Source organism: Polynucleobacter wuianus (genome assembly GCF_001659725.1).
Lineage (GTDB): Bacteria > Pseudomonadota > Gammaproteobacteria > Burkholderiales > Burkholderiaceae > Polynucleobacter > Polynucleobacter wuianus.
The window spans coordinates 1,764,815-1,781,918 of sequence record NZ_CP015922.1 but is presented as its reverse complement, the minus strand read 5'-3'; the positions used below and the strand labels follow the sequence as shown (position 1 = coordinate 1,781,918).

The following is a 17,104-nucleotide window of genomic DNA, read 5'->3' as shown; positions in this document are numbered from 1 at the left end:
GTGTGTAGTAAAAACAGTTTTAGGGCCCATAGCTCAGTTGGTTAGAGCAGAGGACTCATAGCGAAAGTTGTGCCTTATGCTTGGAAACTGCATAAGGGATGGTGTCAAATTCGGAGAAAGCTAAAGGCAGCCAAAAGCTGCACAAGCTAACGCCGAGCGAAGCTTAGTAGAAATACTTTGAACGTGTAGAGACTAGACGGCACCCATCTAAGTTGAGCAATCAATATGATGAAGGCATAGTCCAGGGAGTAGTGAAAGCTACACAAACCGGAATCCTTTGGTCCCAGGTTCAAGTCCTGGTGGGCCCACCAGAAATAAAAGGTACGTACCGGACACATGCTTTACGTCCGGTACCGACCACATGGTTTACACATTTACCAATCACATCCCCAATACTTTGGGACCAAATGGGTTTTCTAGGGCTTGTACCCTTGAAGACTCCATATCAAAGTAAGCCATATCGTAATCCATAAAGCTCACTAACCACACGTCGTCTTCGACTTGTCGCAGGCCCACGTCATGACCAGCGAACACCGTACTAAAGTGAATCTTCTTACCATCAAGGCAGATGCGTCCGCAGTTAGTCACGGTCACTGTCTTATCGTGGAAGGGATAACTCACATCGGGTAGCCCTTCATATTTTCGGGTCGAAGGAACATAGAGCTGTGCCGGTTTTTTCATCTCTAGTGCTTGATGGGGACGCTCATAGTTGTACTCATGGATAAAGTCTTCGAACTTATCTTGTTGTTGCAACATCGTTTTGGCTGGGGGTTTAGTCGTCGCTTGCTTGAGTGTTAAATGCATGCGTTCATGGCGGCCATTTTGCTGGGGATTGCCGGGCTTAATGCGCTCAATCCCAATGCCTAAGCGCAACCACCATACCGATAGACTACTTAAACCATAGAGCGCATTAGCGCAGGCAAAGGGCACGCCGTTGTCTGAGCGGATTGAACCTGGCAGTCCATACTCTTTAAAGAGTTGTTCAAACACGGTAAAAGCCTGCGCTTCACGAGTACTCTCCAAACCTTCACAGCAAATCAAAAAGCGAGAGGCATAGTCCGTTACGGTTAAGGGATAGCAGTACCGCTTATTACCGAACATAAATTCGCCCTTGTAATCCACGCACCATAGGGCATTGGGCTCTTTGAGATCGGATAAGTTGGTCCCGGTAAGCTTGGGATGGCGGCGCATCCGTTTCTTCTTCACTAGACCATGGCGATCGAGAACTGCATGTACCGTACTCTTGGCAGGCAATGCCAGTTCTGGATAGTGGGTGTGGATGCGGTCGCGCAGTTTAGGAGCGCCCCAGGTGGGGAACTCTTTTTTCAGATTCACAATCAATTGCTCGACCTGGAAGGGCAAGCGATTGGCTTGCCGAAAGGGTCGTCTACTGCGATCGGTAAAGGCCTCCAAACCACTGTCTTTATACCGATCAATGATCTTATGGCCCGTCACTCGGGAGATTCCAAACTCCTGGCACAGGGTAGTAATTTTCTCGCCATCGAGGTAACGCGACACAAATTTGAGCTTTTCATCCATCTTCGTACTTTCATTCCACGGCATAGAGTGGTCCCTCCTATGCCAAAAACTGTAAAGTATGTGTCCGGTATAAAGTGTTAACTATGTGTCGAGTCGTACATCAACGACTTAGGGAGAAATTCCTAAGTCGTTTTTCTTTCTGTGTCACTCAGTGTGTAAGCAATTTCGACGCAGATTCCATGGCAACCCCAATAAACATATAGGTCTGCCATTGGAACTATGAACTACTTGTAGATTGTTGCGTGCAATATTGAAGGACTGCTTACGGCCAGATGGAGCCATCACACCGCCTACACAATTTCATATGTCAGGAGTAAGACTGCAGCACCCATGCAGAGCAATGCGAGCATAAAGAACTTATCCGCAATATCTTCAAAATAAACCTTCTTTGAATTGCTTCGAATGGATAGGTATGAAAAGATAGAGCTTGCTAGAAAGATGAGGGCATCTAGGGCTAGGAGGTCATCTACCCAATAGGCAATACCTCGGTTTGTTTGGGTTAGCTTCACAATGCTGATAACGGTCATGCATACCCCAAGCATTGCGCCTGAAGTCGGCAGAATATGACCACTTAGATTGTTGGGGTTACGCATTTACTGGTGAATGTAGCCTGGCAAAGTGCCTGACCCAGAGTTTTGGTTGGACGACGGTGATTCACCGAGTTCTGGCAAGTTGTAATTTGGTTGGCTTGGCGCCAGTCTTTTTTGGCTTGCATTAATAAAAGTAGGTACTTTGCTATCAAAAGATGCCCTTTGCTCAGCACTCAATGATTTATAAAGCGGTTTGGCAGTCTCATCAACCTCTTTTAAGATGGTGTATCGATTTTTTGCATCTTCAGTAGTTTGACTTAGAAATTTCAGTCCATCAATAGTGGCGGAACTATCGTTATTCAATTTAGCCCTTACTTTGGCAACATCACTCGCATAAAGTCTCACCTTGATTGCAAAATTACCCCAAGCCTTGCTTTGTGCGGGTGTTAGCTGAAGACTTTCCTCAAGGCGAGATAAGCCAGTTTCGATTTGCTCATAAGTAAGCAGATCTGAGCCTGGAGCAGGCATTGAGATATGCGTATTTGCTGATGTGCTGGAAGAGTCAGGATTAGAAGCATTGCGCCCGGCGCCCCTTCGCATTCCAGGCATTCCTGGTATCCCAGAGCCTTGGGATCCGCCCCATTGAGCAAAAGACTCTTTAATGGGCGAAATTGCTACTAAAACTAGAAAACTCAAGATAATTGAGCGCAATGGCATGGTTTGATTCATTTTTCTCTCAAATGGATGTCTCTAACTGTTGTTAGACAGTAATTTTGGAAAATACTTACTCTAAAAAGAAAATAATTATTTGGTTTTGGTCGTAAGTTTTCTATAGGTGCTCGCGTCTAAGTAGTAACAAACAAGGAGATATAAATGAAAAGAGCAATGCAAGGTTTAATGATGGCAAGTATTTTGATGGTGGGAGCGATTGGTATTGCAAGCGCAGCTTTGCCTGAGCCACAGGATCCTCAAGTGGTGGCTAATATGAGCTATGAGCAGCGTCTTCAGATGTCTAAGGATCTACGAGAGCAGTTTAAGCAAGCCACACCAGAAGAGCGCCGTGAGTATCGCCAAAAACTTCATGCCAAATTTAAGGCGCTCAGCCCCGAAGAGCGCAAGGCATTGCGCGACAAAATGCACGCTCAGTGGCAGGCACTAAGCCCTGAGCAAAAGAAAGAGCTGCGCGATAACCGCAAAGCCATGATTGCAGCAATGACTCCTGAAGAGCGTCTTGAGATGAAAAAAGAACGCGAAGAGTGGATGAAGGCGCATCCCAATGAAAAAGAACATTGGAATAAGCCAATGAGCAATTAAGGATCAGTTTGACTTTATTTCCTAGCAAGCAACATCGTTTTGAGCAGACTTTATTAAAAAGTGCTGTAGCGGGGGATTCCAAGGCGTCAAAAGAGGTCATTCGCCTACTAAGTTCCCCCGCATATTCCTTGGCCTGGAAGATGCTTGGCAACAAAGAAGATGCGGAAGATGTCGTACAAGAGGCCTTTATTCGCTTATGGAAAAGTGCCGATTCGTTTGCGGGAAAATCAGGACTTTTTACTTACTTTTACGCGATCGTCAGCAATCTTTGTTTGGATAGGATTAAAAGTATTAATAAGGGATTCTTCGAGGAGTTTGATGAGGTTGAGCATTACCCAATGCAGGAGATTGATTGGAATCATGCAGGGGGTATTGAACCGGAGAGTATAAAAAGGGCTATGAATTCCTTAAGTGCTAAACAAAGAATGGCGATGTTGCTGTGGGCTTATCAGGATCTAACCGCAGAACAAATTGGTGATGTCCTAGGGACGAGTAAAAACAGCGTTGATCAGTTGCTATATCGAGCTAAGTTAAAATTAAGGGCAGAATTAGAAAAGGGTGAATCTCATGCGATCGAACGATAAAAAGTATTTAAAGAAAGCGCTGGATCAAATTGAAGTTCAAAGCTCATCTTCTGATTTCGAGCAACGTATTTATCAAGATTGGCAACGAACGGTTACTAAAGTAGAAAAGCCATCCAACCGATTCTCTGAAGTCTTGGTGCTTTTAAAGCTTCATCCTAAGAGAGTTACCTTTTTATTGATTGCGCTAGTGATCACATCCGCATTGCTTACTCAAAAGCTATTAGTGAACTCGCAGGACGATGAATTGCGTAGGATTGACGCCTTATCTGAACTTAGCTTATCTACTATTTAATTTAAAAAAAGCTGCTGAATTGATCTTCTATTGACCATAGAATATTCCGATTACACTGAACGCATTCTATCGTTAACGCAAAGCAGAAATGAAGATGAACGTTCCCAAGGTGAAAGTTGCTAATCTCTTAAGGATCATCAAAAATTGGTCAGATTTTTTGATTGCTCGCATTCCATTTATTAATTACATTCAAACGGCTTGGCTGCGAAGGGTAACCGTACTCGTTATTATCCCTCTGGTTCTGTATGCAGTTCTAAAGACTGCCCAAGCCATGTTTGGTTTGAATTCGCCTGATTTTCGGACCGCTGCAATCGAAGAGGGCCCTATTGTTGCTACCATCAGCGCCAGTGGTACATTAAATCCAGTGAAGTCAGTTACCGTTGGCACCCAGGTAACGGGGATGATTAAAGAATTAGATGTGGACTTTAATTCCCAAGTGAAAAAAGGGCAGGTTATTGCTAGGATAGATCCTAGAGAATATCAAGCGCGCTACGATCAAGCTCTCGCTAACTATGAATTGGCAAAGCGCAATCATGAATACAACCTCAAGCTAGTAGGCAAAGGATTTATTTCTAAATCAGCGGTTGTGCAGACTGAAGGTGCATATAAGGCTGCGTTAGGTGCTTTGAATTTAGCTAAAAAATCTTTAGACGATACAGTGATTCATGCGCCAGTTGATGGGGTGGTGGTTAAGCGTAGCGTAGAGGTGGGTCAAACGGTAGCGGCAAGCTTGCAGGCACCTGAATTATTCATCATTGCACAGAATTTGGCTGAAATGCAGGTTGAGGCATCCATTGATGAATCCGATGTTGGTCGCTTATCGGAGGGAATGGATGCTAGTTTTACGGTGGATTCTTTTCCAGGCAGAGTTTTTCAGTCCAAGGTCTTACAAATTCGAAAAGCACCTATCACTATTCAAAACGTTGTTACTTATACGGTATTAATTTCTGCGGACAATCCAGACTTAAAGTTATTGCCTGGTATGACTGCTAATGTACGCATCATTTACGATAAACGAGAAAAGGTGCTCAAGGTTCCAAACGTTGCATTACGCTTTAGAATGCCAAGTGCTGATGATTCTCCAGTTGCTAAGCCTTCTCTGTCTGGAAATACTAGCGTCAGTCTGCGCACTTCAAGAGGGGGTGCTGGGGGTTGGGGGTCTACCGGGATAAGGAAGGTGTGGCTACTGGATACAGGTGGTCTGAAGGATAAGCCAATAGAGCTAAAAATTCGAACTGGAATGACCGATGGTAGCTTTACAGAACTTTTACCAGATGCAGACTCTAAATTTCCTCTTAAAGTAGGTGATTTAGTTATTACTGGTATTCAATCTTCAGGCTCTAAAGAAGGGCCTCCTAAGCGTCAAAATGGACCCAGAATGTTTTAGATAATTTCGTGCTCATACATACTGAAAATCTTTCAAAAATATATGGCGTAGGAGATCAAATTGTCCATGCGTTAGATTCCGTTTCTATTGATATCGATTCTGGTGATTTTGTCGCTATTGTCGGTGCATCTGGCTCAGGAAAATCTACCTTCATGAACATGATTGGTTGTTTGGATCAGCCTAGTAGTGGCAGGTATTTTCTAGCGGGCGAAGATGTGGCATCTCTTGATCCAGATTCCCTAGCGGATATTAGGAATCGGCGGATCGGGTTTGTATTTCAACAATTCAATTTATTAAATCGTACCTCCGCTATTGAAAATACTGCACTCCCACTTCTATATGCTCGCTCAGGCCCTTTGGCTGGGCTTAGTAAAGAGGAGCGGTTAGATCATGCAAAAAAGCGTTTAGAGCAAGTTGGTCTTGGAGATCGGCTTGATAATATGCCAAATCAACTTTCAGGCGGGCAGCAACAAAGAGTAGCAATTGCGCGTGCATTAGTAAATGATCCCGATTTAATTTTGGCTGATGAGCCAACTGGCGCCTTAGATTCCAAAACTACTGCAGAAGTGATGGGCTTATTTACAGAGTTGAATAATCAGGGAATGACGGTGATCGTAGTTACCCATGAACCGGATGTGGCAGCTTATGCAAAACGAACTGTTACCTTTAAAGATGGCAAGGTTATTAGTATCAAAATAAATCACGCCTAATATGAAGATTGAAATTGCAACAAACTTAGCTATAGCCTTTCAAGCTCTGAAAGTCAATAAGCTACGTTCGTCTCTAACTATGCTGGGGATCATTATTGGTGTAGCTGCAGTCATTACGATGATTGCTGTTGGTGGTGGTGCGCAGGCTCGTGTGAAGGCTCAAATCTCTAGTCTCGGATCTAACTTAATGATCATTATTCCAGGATCATTATTGCAATCTGGGGTACGTCTTGGAACTGGGAATGCACAAACTCTAACTGAAGATGATGCAAATGCAATTTTGAGAGAAATTCCTGAGGTTGCCTATGCTGCCCCTATTAGCAGGGGTGGCGGTCAAATCATTTCTAGTAGCAATAACTGGGGAACAACTATTTATGGGGTCAATCCTGATTTCTTTGAGGCTAGAGAGTGGCCACTCTCTAGCGGTCGAATGTTTGAATATGCCGAAATTGCAGGAGCAGGGAAGGTTGTGATTCTTGGCCAAACTGTTGCTAATCAGTTATTTGGTAGTGAAGATCCAATTGATCAGCAAGTCAGAATTAAAGGTGTCCCATTTACTGTTATTGGGATTACGGAAAAAAAGGGCCAAAGCATGCAAGGTCAAGACCAAGATGATGGCGTCTTTGTTCCTTTATCAACTGGTAGGCGCAGAATTTTTGGTGAGGCAATGGGAAGAATTGCGAGAATTGGAAGCATTGCCGTGAAGGTTCAGGATGGCAATGACATGAAGGCGACGGAGCAAAAGATTGCTGAACTGTTGAGGCAACGACATCGAACTCAAATAGGCGCTGAAGACGATTTTACGATTAGAAATCTTACGGAAATATTAGAAGCTCAAGAGGCGGCTAGCAAAGTGATGTCAGCATTGTTAGCCGCAGTAGCTTCTGTCAGTCTTTTGGTAGGCGGGATCGGAATCATGAATATCATGCTGGTATCTGTAACAGAGCGCACCAGAGAAATTGGGTTGCGAATGGCCATTGGCGCAAAGGGCAGGGATATTTTGGAGCAATTTTTAGTAGAGGCCATGACCTTAGCGACTCTTGGCGGATTGATTGGCATAGTGCTTGGTTTTTTGGCGTCTGAATTGATTGCGATATTGGCAGGATGGGCTATACAGCTATCCCTGATCTCTATCATTTTGGCGGTAGGATTCTCGGCGGCAATTGGTATTTTCTTTGGATTCTATCCGGCTAAAAAAGCGGCGATGATGCAGCCAATTCAAGCATTGCGTTATGAATAGATATATTGGCTTTAGTGTCTCAACTAGACTTTGATGGCCAATTCACACAGACATTTCTCTGAAAAACGCTTACCCTCCAATTGATACTTTGGAGCAACGAAGTGCTACACAGTTGTTCCAAAATTCTTGTGGTTATGAAAACCAAAGAGTCGGTCAGCAGTTCTTCTAATTAGATTAATTCCACTACACAAAACGCTACACACCGATATTTAGGAGACGTAAGCTCTTGAAATCCTAGTGGTTTTCTTTGGATGTCTGCTCTCATAACCAGAGAACCTAAACAGGACCTAAACGTCACAAAAAGCCAACTTTTGAGACTAAAGGTGAGATTTGGTCATTTGAGCGTTACTTTAAGTAACGCTGAGCATGCTAAAAAAGTGTGTAGTCAAATACTACACATTTTTCAATGGCGATACTTTAAATAATCTACCTACAAAAATATATTGGGGTTGTAGTGTGCGGCAAATTTATAACTCTTCTCGCGTATAAGAAATACCCTCTTCGTCATAGATGCAATAAATTAAATCAAGCATTGCCTTAATTTCTTCAGACTTATCCATTGATCTAGTGCTCATGATGATGGGGGAGTAGGCATGCTTTTCATTTAATTCTAGATATACAACGTCATCACGTTTCATGCCCTGCAAGCTAAATGGAACAATGGATACACCTTCGCCTGCAGCAACAAGGCCAATAGCTATTTGTAATTCTCGAACTTCAATAATCTTTTTGGGATGAACATCCCTCTCTTTAAAGCCATTTAATACTTGATCTGCATAGCTTGGACGTGGATTCTTTGGAAACACAATCAAGTTCTCATCCGCAAGGTCTTTTAGGTTAATTGGCTTAGTTGATTTAGATAGTGGATGCTCGTAAGGTACGGCTGCAATTAGTTTTTCTTCGCGCAAAACAATTCTCCGAATATTGGCGTCTTCGTGTCGTACACGACCAAATCCAATATCAATTTTTCCATCTTTCAATGCTTTCAATTGCTCCATTGTTGTCATCTCATACATACGCAATTTAATAGAGTTAAATTTGGCCCGATATTTGCGAATAATTTTTGGAAGTTTTCCATAGAGCGTTGATGCAACAAAGCCGACATTCAGTATTCGGTTGATATTGCCAACCCGTTGAGTCATAGCCTTGAGCTCACCAGTTCGAGCCAAAACTTGCTTTGCATGCTCATAGAAAAAGTTGCCCGCGTCTGTCAACTTGAGGGGCCGCGAGTTCCTAACAAACAGAGTTACACCCAACTCTTCTTCGAGTTGTTGGATCTGCCTACTCAGTGGGGGTTGCGCAATAAACAGTTTTTCAGAAGCTCTAGTGAAGTTCTTTTCTTCTGCAACAGCAACAAAGTAGCGTAGGTGCCTTAATTCCATATGTATACCTTTTAAGTATCAAAAGGATACCAAATCAGTCTTGGACTCGTCAAAAAGACCTGTTTAGAGTTCATTTATCGAAAAACTATACGAAATAGATATGATCAAATCAGTAGAAACCCTAATAGTTGATGTGCCGACTATCCGCCCACACAAGTTATCTGTAGCCACGATGAATGCCCAGGCCCTAGTTTTGGTACGCATTCTTTGCGACGACGGTATCGAGGGATGGGGCGAGGCCACCACGATTGGCGGTCTGAACTATGGTGAAGAGAGTCCAGAAAGTATTAAGACCAATATCGATACCTATATGGCACCCCTGATTGTTGGCATGAAAGCCGAACAGGTTGCCAAGGCAATGAATAAGTTGCGCACCACGATTCAAGGCAATCGATTTGCTAAGTGTGCAATTGAGACCGCCTTATTAGATGCTCAAGGTAAACGTTTAGGCGTACCTGTGAGTGAATTACTCGGTGGCCGCGTTCGTGACGAGTTACCGGTTGCATGGACTTTGGCAAGTGGTGATACCAAAAAAGATATCGCCGAAGCAGAGAAGATGATCTCACTGCGTAGACACAATATTTTCAAATTAAAGATTGGCTTACGTTCTGTTGAGGCAGATGTTGAGCATGTACTTGCTATTAAGCGTGCGTTGGGTTCTGACATTAGCGTACGCGTTGATGTGAACCAAGCCTGGAGCGAGCTCAATGCTGTTAAAGGGATTGCAGCGCTTCAAGCAGGTGGTATTGATTTAATTGAGCAGCCTGTAAAAGCCTCTTATAAGGCAAGCATGGCACGCCTTACCAATCAATTTGACGTTGCCATCATGGCTGATGAGGCTTTACATGGTCCAAATGATGCATTGGAGTTGGCAAACAAATTTGCGGCCGATGTATTTGCGGTGAAGATTAATCAGTCTGGCGGTCTTTTCCCAGCAATTCAGGTAGCAACCATTGCTGAACTCAGCGGTATCAGTTTGTATGGCGGCACCATGCTTGAAGGCGCAGTTGGTACTGCAGCCTCTGCCCATGTGTTTTCTACATTTAGTGACCTAGCGTTCGGAACTGAATTATTCGGACCTTTATTGCTTACTGAAGAAATTCTGACCGAGCCATTGATCTATAAGAATTTTTCTCTCCAAGTCCCAAAGGGCCCCGGTCTTGGTATTCAGTTAGATGTTGAAAAAATTAATTACTTAAAACGTCAGCAAGGTCATTCCGATCAAGTTGATTTGATACCTGCTTAAAAGGAGACAGCATGCTATTTCACGTACGAATGAATGTCAATTTGCCACCGGAAATGCCGGCAGCAGAAGCAACCGCTCTCAAGACCAAAGAAAAAGAGATTGCGCAGGGTTTGCAATCATCAGGCAAGTGGCGTCACTTATGGCGCATTGCTGGTCAGTACGCAAACATCAGCATTTTTGATGTTGAGAGCGTAGATGAGCTACATACAGCAATTTCAACATTACCACTTTTCCCATATATGCAAATTGAAGTCATGCCCTTGTGCAGACATCCATCTTCTGTAAGGGGAGATGACAGTTAATCCATTAAACAAACTTAAAACCACTGCATTGAAGTTTATTAAATCAAATTAATTATTAAGGATACAAAATGAAACATACAGATATTGAAAAATTAGCAAAAGAATGGATCGTAGATTCAGCCGATTCTCCAGCAAATAAGCGTGTTCAAGAAATTACATTGCGCTTGGTTGCTGACCTATGCAAAGCAATTGAAGATTTGGACATTACCCCAACCGAATTCTGGAAGGGCTTGGAGTATTTCTCAGAAGCTGGAGCACGTAACGAGTTGGGTTTATTGGCCCCTGGAATTGGCCTAGAGCGCTTTTTGGATATGCGTGCCGATGAAGCAGACGAGAAGGCTGGATTAACAGGTGGTACCCCACGTGCTATTGAAGGCCCGTTGTACGTAGCTGGCGCTCCTGAGTCTGTAGGCTTTGCACGCATGGATGACGGTACAGAAGTGGATAAAGCAGAGCCATTGTTTATGCAGGGCACTGTTTATGGGGCTGATGGTAAGCCCTTAGCTAATGCAAAGGTAGAGATGTGGCATGCCAATACATTGGGCGGCTATTCTTTCTTTGACAAGACTCAGTCTCCTTATAACTTACGTCGCACCATTTTCACTGATGAAAATGGTCGTTATGCGATGCAAAGCATCATGCCAAATGGTTACGGCTGCCCACCAGATGGTTCTACACAGGCTTTATTAGATCTACTAGGTCGTCACGGCAATCGCCCAGCACACGTTCACTACTTTGTAACGGCACCTGGACATAGAAAGTTAACTACTCAAATCAATATTGATGGTGACAAGTATCTTTGGGATGACTTTGCATTTGCAAGTCGCGAAGGACTTGTACCTCCAGTAGTTCGTGTAAGCGACCCAGCTGAAATGAAAGCTAAGGGTGTAACTAAGCCATTTGCCTCGATTGATTTTGATATCCAGATGGTGGTTGAGAAGCCAGCTGCCGCATCCGGAATCGTTGATAGAGCTCACTTCACTGTGTAATTTGAATCGGGGGTGCATGCACCCCGTTCATAAAGGATAAAAAATGATCCCAATTCATGTAGATAACAGCCCAAAACTCAAAAGCCTTGATGAATTCTTAATTGAGGATAAGGAGAAGGGCGACTATCGTCTTCACCGTAGTGCTTTTACCGATAAAGATTTGTTTGAATTAGAGATGAAGCACATCTTTGAGGGTAATTGGATTTATTTGGCGCACGAAAGTCAAATCCCAAACATCAATGATTACTACTCTACCTATATTGGTAGTCAGCCAATCTTCATTTCTCGTAATCGTCAGAGTGAACTGAACGCCATGATGAATGCTTGTAGCCATCGTGGCGCTCAGTTGTGCCGTCATAAGCGCGGCAACAAGGCTACTTTCACTTGCCCATTCCACGGCTGGACATTTAATAACAGCGGAAAGCTCTTGAAGGTTAAAGATCCAGAGGAGGCCGGCTACCCAGAGTGCTTTAACAAGGAAGGCTCACACGATCTCAAGAAGGTGCCTAAGTTTGAAAGCTATCGTGGCTTCTTATTTGGTAGCTTAAATAATGATGTTGCCCCTTTAAAGGACTTTTTGGGTGAAGCCGCCAAGATCATTGACATGATTGTGGATCAATCTGCTGATGGACTCGAAGTATTGAAGGGCGCCTCAACTTATACCTTTAACGGTAATTGGAAGCTTCAGGCAGAAAACGGTGCTGATGGTTATCACGTATCTGCTGTTCATTGGAACTATGCTGCAACTACCAACCATCGTAAAGAGCAAGAAGCAATTCGCGAAGACAACATCAAAGCAATGGATGCTGGCAAGTGGGGTAAGCAGGGTGGTGGCTTCTATTCATTTGATCACGGCCATATGCTCCTCTGGACAAAGTGGGCTAATCCACAGGACCGGCCAAATTTCCCGAGGCACCAGGAATTTTCCGATAAGTTTGGCAAACCAATTGCTGATTGGATGATTGAGCGCTCCAGAAATCTTTGCTTATATCCAAACGTGTATTTGATGGATCAGTTTGGTTCACAGATCCGCTTACTGCGCCCATTAGCTGTTGATAAAACTGAAGTCACTATCTACTGTATTGCTCCAAAAGGCGAGTCAGCAGAAGCGCGCTCTAGAAGAATTCGTCAATACGAGGACTTCTTTAACGTGAGCGGTATGGCTACTCCAGATGACTTGGAAGAGTTTAGAGCTTGCCAGGAAGGCTTTGCTGCAAAGACGATCGAGTGGAACGATATGTGTCGTGGTTCAGAGCATTGGATTGAAGGCGCTGACGATGCGGCTAAAGAGATCGGCTTGAAACCCGTATTAAGTGGCTTGAAAACTGAAGATGAGGGCCTGTACACAGTTCAGCATCGCTATTGGCTTGAAACAATGAAAAAAGCAGTTGAGCAAGAGCAGGTGAACGCATGAAAACAATCTCCATATTAGATATCAATGCATTTTTGTATTACGAGAGTCGCCTATTGGACGATGAGCAGTGGGATGAGTGGCTTAATTGCTATAGCCCAGACGCTGAGTTTTGGATGCCTTCCTGGGACGATAACGATGAGTTAGTCACAAATCCACAAGAAGAAATTTCTTTGATTTATTACCCAAATCGTCAAGGCCTTGAGGATCGTGTATTCCGCATTAAGACTGAACGCTCAAGCGCAACTATGCCCGACACAAGAACCTGTCACAACATTACTAATGTTGAGTTAGAGAAGCGTGAAGGTGATATCTGTACGGTTCGCTTTAATTGGCACACCCTAAGTCATCGATACAAAACCAACTACAGCTACTTTGGTATGTCTCGTTATGTAATCGACTTCTCTGGCGATAAGCCAATCATTTTGAACAAATACATCGTTCTTAAAAATGATTACATCAGTCAAGTCATTGATATCTATCACATTTAATACATCGGCGGAATGCTATGAGCTATAACATCGCACTACAGTTTGAAGACGGGGTAACTCGCTTTATCTCCTGCAACGAAGGCGAAAAACTTTCTGATGCTGCATATCGTCAGAAAGTGAATATTCCGCTTGATTGCAGGGATGGGGCTTGTGGTACCTGCCGTGGTTTATGTGAATCTGGTGATTACGATCTACCTGAGTCTAGTTATATAGAGGATGCACTTACTCCGGAAGAAGCTGCTCAGCGTCAGATCCTGGCTTGTCAGATGAAGCCCAAGTCGGATTGTGTGGTGAAGATTCCCGCATCATCTGCCGCATGTAAGACTGGATCTTCATCATTCCCAGGCAAGATTGCACAGATTGAAAAACTATCGAACTCAACAATTGGGTTCTCAATTGAGCTTGATGATCCTGCTTCTTTAACGTTCCTACCTGGCCAATATGTCAATGTGCAAATTCCAGGAACAGACTTAACGCGGGCCTATTCTTTTAGCTCTCCGCCAGGCGCATCCATTGCATCTTTTGTAGTGCGTAATGTCCCTAATGGTCGTATGAGTCAGTATCTAGCAGACATTGGTAAGTCAGGCGATGTGATTTCATTTGCCGGACCAAATGGTAGTTTCTATCTGCGCGAAGTTAAGCGTCCGGTGTTATTTCTCGCTGGTGGAACAGGTATTGCACCATTTTTATCGATGCTGGACTCTTTGGCTGCATCGGGATCTGCGCATCCAATCAAGATGGTATTCGGTGTGACAAATGATATGGACTTGGTAGCTCTAGATCAGCTCGAAGCTATGAAAACAAAACTGCCTGATTTTGAATATCGGACGGTGGTTGCTTCATCCGAAAGTACTCATGATCGCAAAGGCTATGTCACAGAGCATATTGAAAACGAATGGTTAAACCAAGGTGAGGTGGATATTTATCTATGTGGTCCAGTAGCCATGGTAGATGCTGTACGCAATTGGTTGTCTGGCGCAGGTGTTACCCCAGCAAATTTCTTGTTTGAGAAATTTTCTCCAAGTGCTGTAGGTGCATGATGACTCAGGCGCTAAGATTTAAGAATAAAGTTGCTATTGTCACGGGTGCTGCCCAAGGGATTGGCGAAGGCGTGGCAATTGCCCTAGCTAAAGAGGGTGCCAAGGTTATTTTGGCCGACCGCTCCGATCTAGTTGATGATGTGGCAAAGAAGCTAGGTAAGCTAAAAGCAAAGTCTTTGACGGTTAAGGTTGATTTAGAGACCTATGCTGGTGCTTCAAAGCTAATTTCCGAGGCAGTAAAGGCATTTAAAAAGATCGATATTATTGTTAATAACGTCGGTGGCACTATTTGGGCAAAGCCTTACGAGAACTATGATGAAGATCAAATAGAGGCAGAGATTCGTCGCTCCTTGTTTCCAACCTTATGGTGTTGTAGAGCTGTATTACCGGTGATGATTAAGCAACAGCATGGCGTTGTCGTAAATATTTCTTCTATTGCCACTCGCAGTATTCACCGTATTCCATATGCCGCAGCAAAAGGCGGAGTAAATGCGATGACTGCTAGCTTGGCATTTGAGCACGCTAAAGATGGTATTCGCTTTAATGCGGTCGCCACTGGTGGAACTGAAGCTCCTCCGAGAAAGATTCCGCGAAACAAGAATAAATTATCCAAGCAAGAAGAGGTTTGGTATCAAGGGATCATTGACCAAACGATTGATTCCAGTTTGATGCATCGGTATGGAACAATTGAGGAACAGGTAAGGGCGATTTTATTCCTAGCTTCTGATGAGTCATCTTATATCACTGGCACAGTATTACCGGTTGGTGGCGGAGATTTGGGCTAATGAAGCGCGCCTTTTTCGAAGATATTTCACCCTCTTCAATTACGGCTGGATTTCTAGTTGTATTGATTTCCTATGCTGGGCCGATGCTGATATTTTTTCAGGCCGCATCTCTAGCTCAGGTATCTAATGAAGTTCTATCTTCTTGGGTATGGGCGGTATCGTTTGGTGGTGGCATTTCCGGGATTTATCTCAGTTGGAAATACAAGATGCCGATCATTACTGCTTGGTCCGCTCCTGGCGCTGCTCTCTTAATCGCCTTATTTCCGCATATGTCGGTCAATGAGGCAATTTCTTCTTATATCACTGCCGCAATGATCATTCTATTAATTGGCATTACGGGTACCTTTGACAAGCTAATAAAGCATATACCCAAGGGAATAGCGGCCGGAATGATGGCGGGCATTCTATTTCAGTTTGGTATCAATATATTTAAATCTGTATCAACCATGCCTGCCTTGGCTTTATCGATGATTGGAATTTATCTGATATTCAAAAGGTTGATACCAAAATTCGCGATCTTAGTTGTTTTATTTTCAGGAATCGGGCTGGCATATCTCATTGGTGATGTTAATCCAGATAATTTCAGGCTAGCTTTGGCCCATCCTACATTCATCACTCCTGTGTGGACTTGGGAATCAACATTCAGCTTTGCAATACCGTTGGTTCTAGTAAGTTTGACCGGCCAATACTTGCCGGGAATGGCAATCCTCAAGTTATCGAACTATCACGTGCCCGCTAAGCCCATTATTACTTTTACAAGTTTCATGTCCCTGGTAACCGCATTCTTTGGTGGCATTACCACTACGACTGCAGCAATTACGGCAACCCTATGTACAGGCAAAGAAGCTAACGAAGATCCAAACAAGCGATATGTTGCAGGCATTTTCAGCGGCGTTTTCTTTTTAATTGGCGGTTCCTTAGCAGGTTCAATCGTTCTCATTTTTACCAGTCTTCCAAAAGAGCTCATCGCGCTTTTGGCTGGCTTAGCTTTACTTGGCGCAATCGTCACTAGCCTCATGAGCACTTTAGAAGAACCCGATCATCGTGAGGCTGCCGCAATCACATTTTTAGCAACTGCATCTGGCATGACTTTTTTAGGTCTGGGATCAGCATTCTGGGGAATTGTGATTGGATCTATTGCATATGTTGTTTTTGATAAAGATTTATTGAAATTAAAGAGTAAAGAAAAGAATGATTGATAAAACATCGGCTTCAATACATGAAGCTATAAAACAAATCAAAGATGGCTCAACCGTCATGATTGGTGGCTTTGGGACGGCTGGTCAGCCTGCGCAGTTAATTGATGCTTTGATTGAGCATGGAGCCAAAGAGCTAACAGTAGTAAACAACAACGCTGGAAATGGTGATGTCGGTTTGGCCGCCTTGCTCAAAGCAGGCCAGGTGAAAAAAATTATCTGCTCCTTTCCAAGGCAATCTGACTCTTATGAGTTTGATAAGTTGTACTACGCCAAAAAAATTGAACTCGAATTAGTCCCGCAAGGTAACTTAGCGGCTCGCATTCAGGCGGCAGGGGCTGGTCTTGGTGCTATCTATACCCCAACAGGATTTGGCACCCTCTTGGCTGAAGGCAAAGAAAGCAAAGTTATTAATGGCAAAGGCTATGTGCTTGAGTATCCGATTCATGCCGACTTTGCACTCATTAAAGCATTTAAGGGTGATCGCTGGGGCAATCTTACTTATCGAATGAGCGCTAGAAATTTTGGCCCCATTATGGCGACCGCAGCTAAATGCACCATCGCTCAGGTAAATGAAGTGGTGCCTCTGGGAGATCTAGATCCCGAGCATGTTGTTACACCGGGTATTTTTGTAAAGCACGTTGTTGCTGTGAAGGGGAAATAAAA

General features: G+C 43.7%; 19 protein-coding genes. 15 read left to right on the top strand and 4 right to left on the bottom strand.

All coding sequences use genetic code 11. From position 1 onward, the window contains the following. Positions 1–381: 381 nt before the first annotated feature. From A8O14_RS09170 to A8O14_RS09160, 3 genes are all read right to left on the bottom strand, one after another. Positions 382–1,563, bottom strand: coding sequence for an integrase core domain-containing protein (locus A8O14_RS09170; RefSeq protein ID WP_068949239.1), 1,182 nt, complete (start codon positions 1,561–1,563; stop codon positions 382–384). 266 nt (positions 1,564–1,829) lie between these two features. Continuing rightward, positions 1,830–2,132: a hypothetical protein gene (locus A8O14_RS09165; protein ID WP_068949238.1), complete on the bottom strand. Its 303-nt coding sequence runs from the start codon at positions 2,130–2,132 to the stop codon at positions 1,830–1,832. Then, positions 2,133–2,798 (bottom strand): Spy/CpxP family protein refolding chaperone, encoded by a 666-nt coding sequence (locus tag A8O14_RS09160; protein ID WP_068949237.1) that lies wholly within the window; start codon positions 2,796–2,798, stop codon positions 2,133–2,135. Between the two features lie 144 nt (positions 2,799–2,942). Between A8O14_RS09160 and A8O14_RS09155 the strand changes: the two genes are divergently transcribed. The 6 genes from A8O14_RS09155 (at position 2,943) to A8O14_RS09130 (ending at position 7,596) form a co-directional block, all read left to right on the top strand. Further along, positions 2,943–3,383 (top strand): DUF3106 domain-containing protein, encoded by a 441-nt coding sequence (locus A8O14_RS09155; protein WP_068949236.1) that lies wholly within the window; start codon positions 2,943–2,945, stop codon positions 3,381–3,383. Between the two features lie 8 nt (positions 3,384–3,391). Further along, positions 3,392–3,967 (top strand): RNA polymerase sigma factor, encoded by a 576-nt coding sequence (locus tag A8O14_RS09150; protein WP_068949235.1) that lies wholly within the window; start codon positions 3,392–3,394, stop codon positions 3,965–3,967. Next, complete coding sequence (locus A8O14_RS09145; RefSeq protein ID WP_068949234.1) at positions 3,951–4,259, top strand: hypothetical protein; 309 nt, start codon at positions 3,951–3,953, stop codon at positions 4,257–4,259. Before A8O14_RS09150 ends, A8O14_RS09145 begins: the two co-directional genes overlap by 17 nt. A gap of 88 nt (positions 4,260–4,347) precedes the next feature. Beyond that, positions 4,348–5,646: an efflux RND transporter periplasmic adaptor subunit gene (locus tag A8O14_RS09140; protein WP_082913158.1), complete on the top strand. Its 1,299-nt coding sequence runs from the start codon at positions 4,348–4,350 to the stop codon at positions 5,644–5,646. Between the two features lie 8 nt (positions 5,647–5,654). Further along, complete coding sequence (locus A8O14_RS09135) at positions 5,655–6,356, top strand: ABC transporter ATP-binding protein (RefSeq protein ID WP_068949233.1); 702 nt, start codon at positions 5,655–5,657, stop codon at positions 6,354–6,356. Position 6,357: 1 nt separating this feature from the next. Continuing rightward, positions 6,358–7,596, top strand: a complete 1,239-nt coding sequence (locus tag A8O14_RS09130; protein ID WP_068949232.1) for an ABC transporter permease — start codon at positions 6,358–6,360, stop codon at positions 7,594–7,596. 467 nt (positions 7,597–8,063) lie between these two features. Here the strand turns inward: A8O14_RS09130 and A8O14_RS09125 are convergent, their stop codons facing one another. Continuing rightward, the gene (locus tag A8O14_RS09125; RefSeq protein WP_099092313.1) at positions 8,064–8,978 is read right to left on the bottom strand and encodes a LysR family transcriptional regulator; all 915 of its coding nucleotides are present in this window, start codon (positions 8,976–8,978) and stop codon (positions 8,064–8,066) included. A gap of 100 nt (positions 8,979–9,078) precedes the next feature. Between A8O14_RS09125 and A8O14_RS09120 the strand changes: the two genes are divergently transcribed. The 9 genes from A8O14_RS09120 to A8O14_RS09080 all read left to right on the top strand — a co-directional run bounded on the left by A8O14_RS09120 (position 9,079) and on the right by A8O14_RS09080 (position 17,102). Continuing rightward, positions 9,079–10,224, top strand: a complete 1,146-nt coding sequence (locus A8O14_RS09120) for a muconate/chloromuconate family cycloisomerase (RefSeq protein WP_068949230.1) — start codon at positions 9,079–9,081, stop codon at positions 10,222–10,224. Between the two features lie 11 nt (positions 10,225–10,235). After that, positions 10,236–10,526, top strand: coding sequence for a muconolactone Delta-isomerase (catC, locus tag A8O14_RS09115; protein ID WP_068949229.1), 291 nt, complete (start codon positions 10,236–10,238; stop codon positions 10,524–10,526). 68 nt (positions 10,527–10,594) lie between these two features. Next, positions 10,595–11,515, top strand: coding sequence for a catechol 1,2-dioxygenase (gene catA, locus A8O14_RS09110; RefSeq protein WP_068949228.1), 921 nt, complete (start codon positions 10,595–10,597; stop codon positions 11,513–11,515). Between the two features lie 43 nt (positions 11,516–11,558). Next, the gene (gene benA / locus A8O14_RS09105; protein ID WP_068949227.1) at positions 11,559–12,929 is read left to right on the top strand and encodes a benzoate 1,2-dioxygenase large subunit; all 1,371 of its coding nucleotides are present in this window, start codon (positions 11,559–11,561) and stop codon (positions 12,927–12,929) included. Beyond that, complete coding sequence (gene benB, locus A8O14_RS09100) at positions 12,926–13,417, top strand: benzoate 1,2-dioxygenase small subunit (RefSeq protein WP_068949226.1); 492 nt, start codon at positions 12,926–12,928, stop codon at positions 13,415–13,417. The genes benA and benB overlap by 4 nt, the downstream gene beginning before the upstream one ends. 17 nt (positions 13,418–13,434) lie before the next feature. Beyond that, a complete protein-coding gene (gene benC / locus A8O14_RS09095; protein WP_068949225.1) occupies positions 13,435–14,457 on the top strand; it encodes a benzoate 1,2-dioxygenase electron transfer component BenC in 1,023 nt (340 codons plus the stop codon). Beyond that, a complete protein-coding gene (locus tag A8O14_RS09090) occupies positions 14,457–15,242 on the top strand; it encodes a 1,6-dihydroxycyclohexa-2,4-diene-1-carboxylate dehydrogenase (RefSeq protein ID WP_191904660.1) in 786 nt (261 codons plus the stop codon). The genes benC and A8O14_RS09090 overlap by 1 nt, the downstream gene beginning before the upstream one ends. Further along, positions 15,242–16,441, top strand: a complete 1,200-nt coding sequence (locus tag A8O14_RS09085; RefSeq protein ID WP_068949223.1) for a benzoate/H(+) symporter BenE family transporter — start codon at positions 15,242–15,244, stop codon at positions 16,439–16,441. The genes A8O14_RS09090 and A8O14_RS09085 overlap by 1 nt, the downstream gene beginning before the upstream one ends. Then, positions 16,434–17,102, top strand: a complete 669-nt coding sequence (locus A8O14_RS09080) for a 3-oxoacid CoA-transferase subunit A (protein ID WP_068949222.1) — start codon at positions 16,434–16,436, stop codon at positions 17,100–17,102. Before A8O14_RS09085 ends, A8O14_RS09080 begins: the two co-directional genes overlap by 8 nt. The last annotated feature ends 2 nt before the right edge of the window (positions 17,103–17,104 follow it).

Coding starts and splice junctions, on each gene's coding strand:
- A8O14_RS09165 (WP_068949238.1), bottom strand. CDS start 2,132: ATGCGTAACCCCAACAATCTAAGTGGTCATATTCTGCCGACTTCAGGC.
- benB (WP_068949226.1), top strand. CDS start 12,926: ATGAAAACAATCTCCATATTAGATATCAATGCATTTTTGTATTACGAG.
- A8O14_RS09080 (WP_068949222.1), top strand. CDS start 16,434: ATGATTGATAAAACATCGGCTTCAATACATGAAGCTATAAAACAAATC.
- benC (WP_068949225.1), top strand. CDS start 13,435: ATGAGCTATAACATCGCACTACAGTTTGAAGACGGGGTAACTCGCTTT.
- A8O14_RS09085 (WP_068949223.1), top strand. CDS start 15,242: ATGAAGCGCGCCTTTTTCGAAGATATTTCACCCTCTTCAATTACGGCT.
- benA (WP_068949227.1), top strand. CDS start 11,559: ATGATCCCAATTCATGTAGATAACAGCCCAAAACTCAAAAGCCTTGAT.
- A8O14_RS09090 (WP_191904660.1), top strand. CDS start 14,457: ATGACTCAGGCGCTAAGATTTAAGAATAAAGTTGCTATTGTCACGGGT.
- A8O14_RS09140 (WP_082913158.1), top strand. CDS start 4,348: ATGAAGATGAACGTTCCCAAGGTGAAAGTTGCTAATCTCTTAAGGATC.
- A8O14_RS09155 (WP_068949236.1), top strand. CDS start 2,943: ATGAAAAGAGCAATGCAAGGTTTAATGATGGCAAGTATTTTGATGGTG.
- catC (WP_068949229.1), top strand. CDS start 10,236: ATGCTATTTCACGTACGAATGAATGTCAATTTGCCACCGGAAATGCCG.
- A8O14_RS09125 (WP_099092313.1), bottom strand. CDS start 8,978: ATGGAATTAAGGCACCTACGCTACTTTGTTGCTGTTGCAGAAGAAAAG.
- A8O14_RS09145 (WP_068949234.1), top strand. CDS start 3,951: ATGCGATCGAACGATAAAAAGTATTTAAAGAAAGCGCTGGATCAAATT.
- A8O14_RS09120 (WP_068949230.1), top strand. CDS start 9,079: ATGATCAAATCAGTAGAAACCCTAATAGTTGATGTGCCGACTATCCGC.
- A8O14_RS09170 (WP_068949239.1), bottom strand. CDS start 1,563: ATGCCGTGGAATGAAAGTACGAAGATGGATGAAAAGCTCAAATTTGTG.
- A8O14_RS09160 (WP_068949237.1), bottom strand. CDS start 2,798: ATGAATCAAACCATGCCATTGCGCTCAATTATCTTGAGTTTTCTAGTT.
- catA (WP_068949228.1), top strand. CDS start 10,595: ATGAAACATACAGATATTGAAAAATTAGCAAAAGAATGGATCGTAGAT.
- A8O14_RS09130 (WP_068949232.1), top strand. CDS start 6,358: ATGAAGATTGAAATTGCAACAAACTTAGCTATAGCCTTTCAAGCTCTG.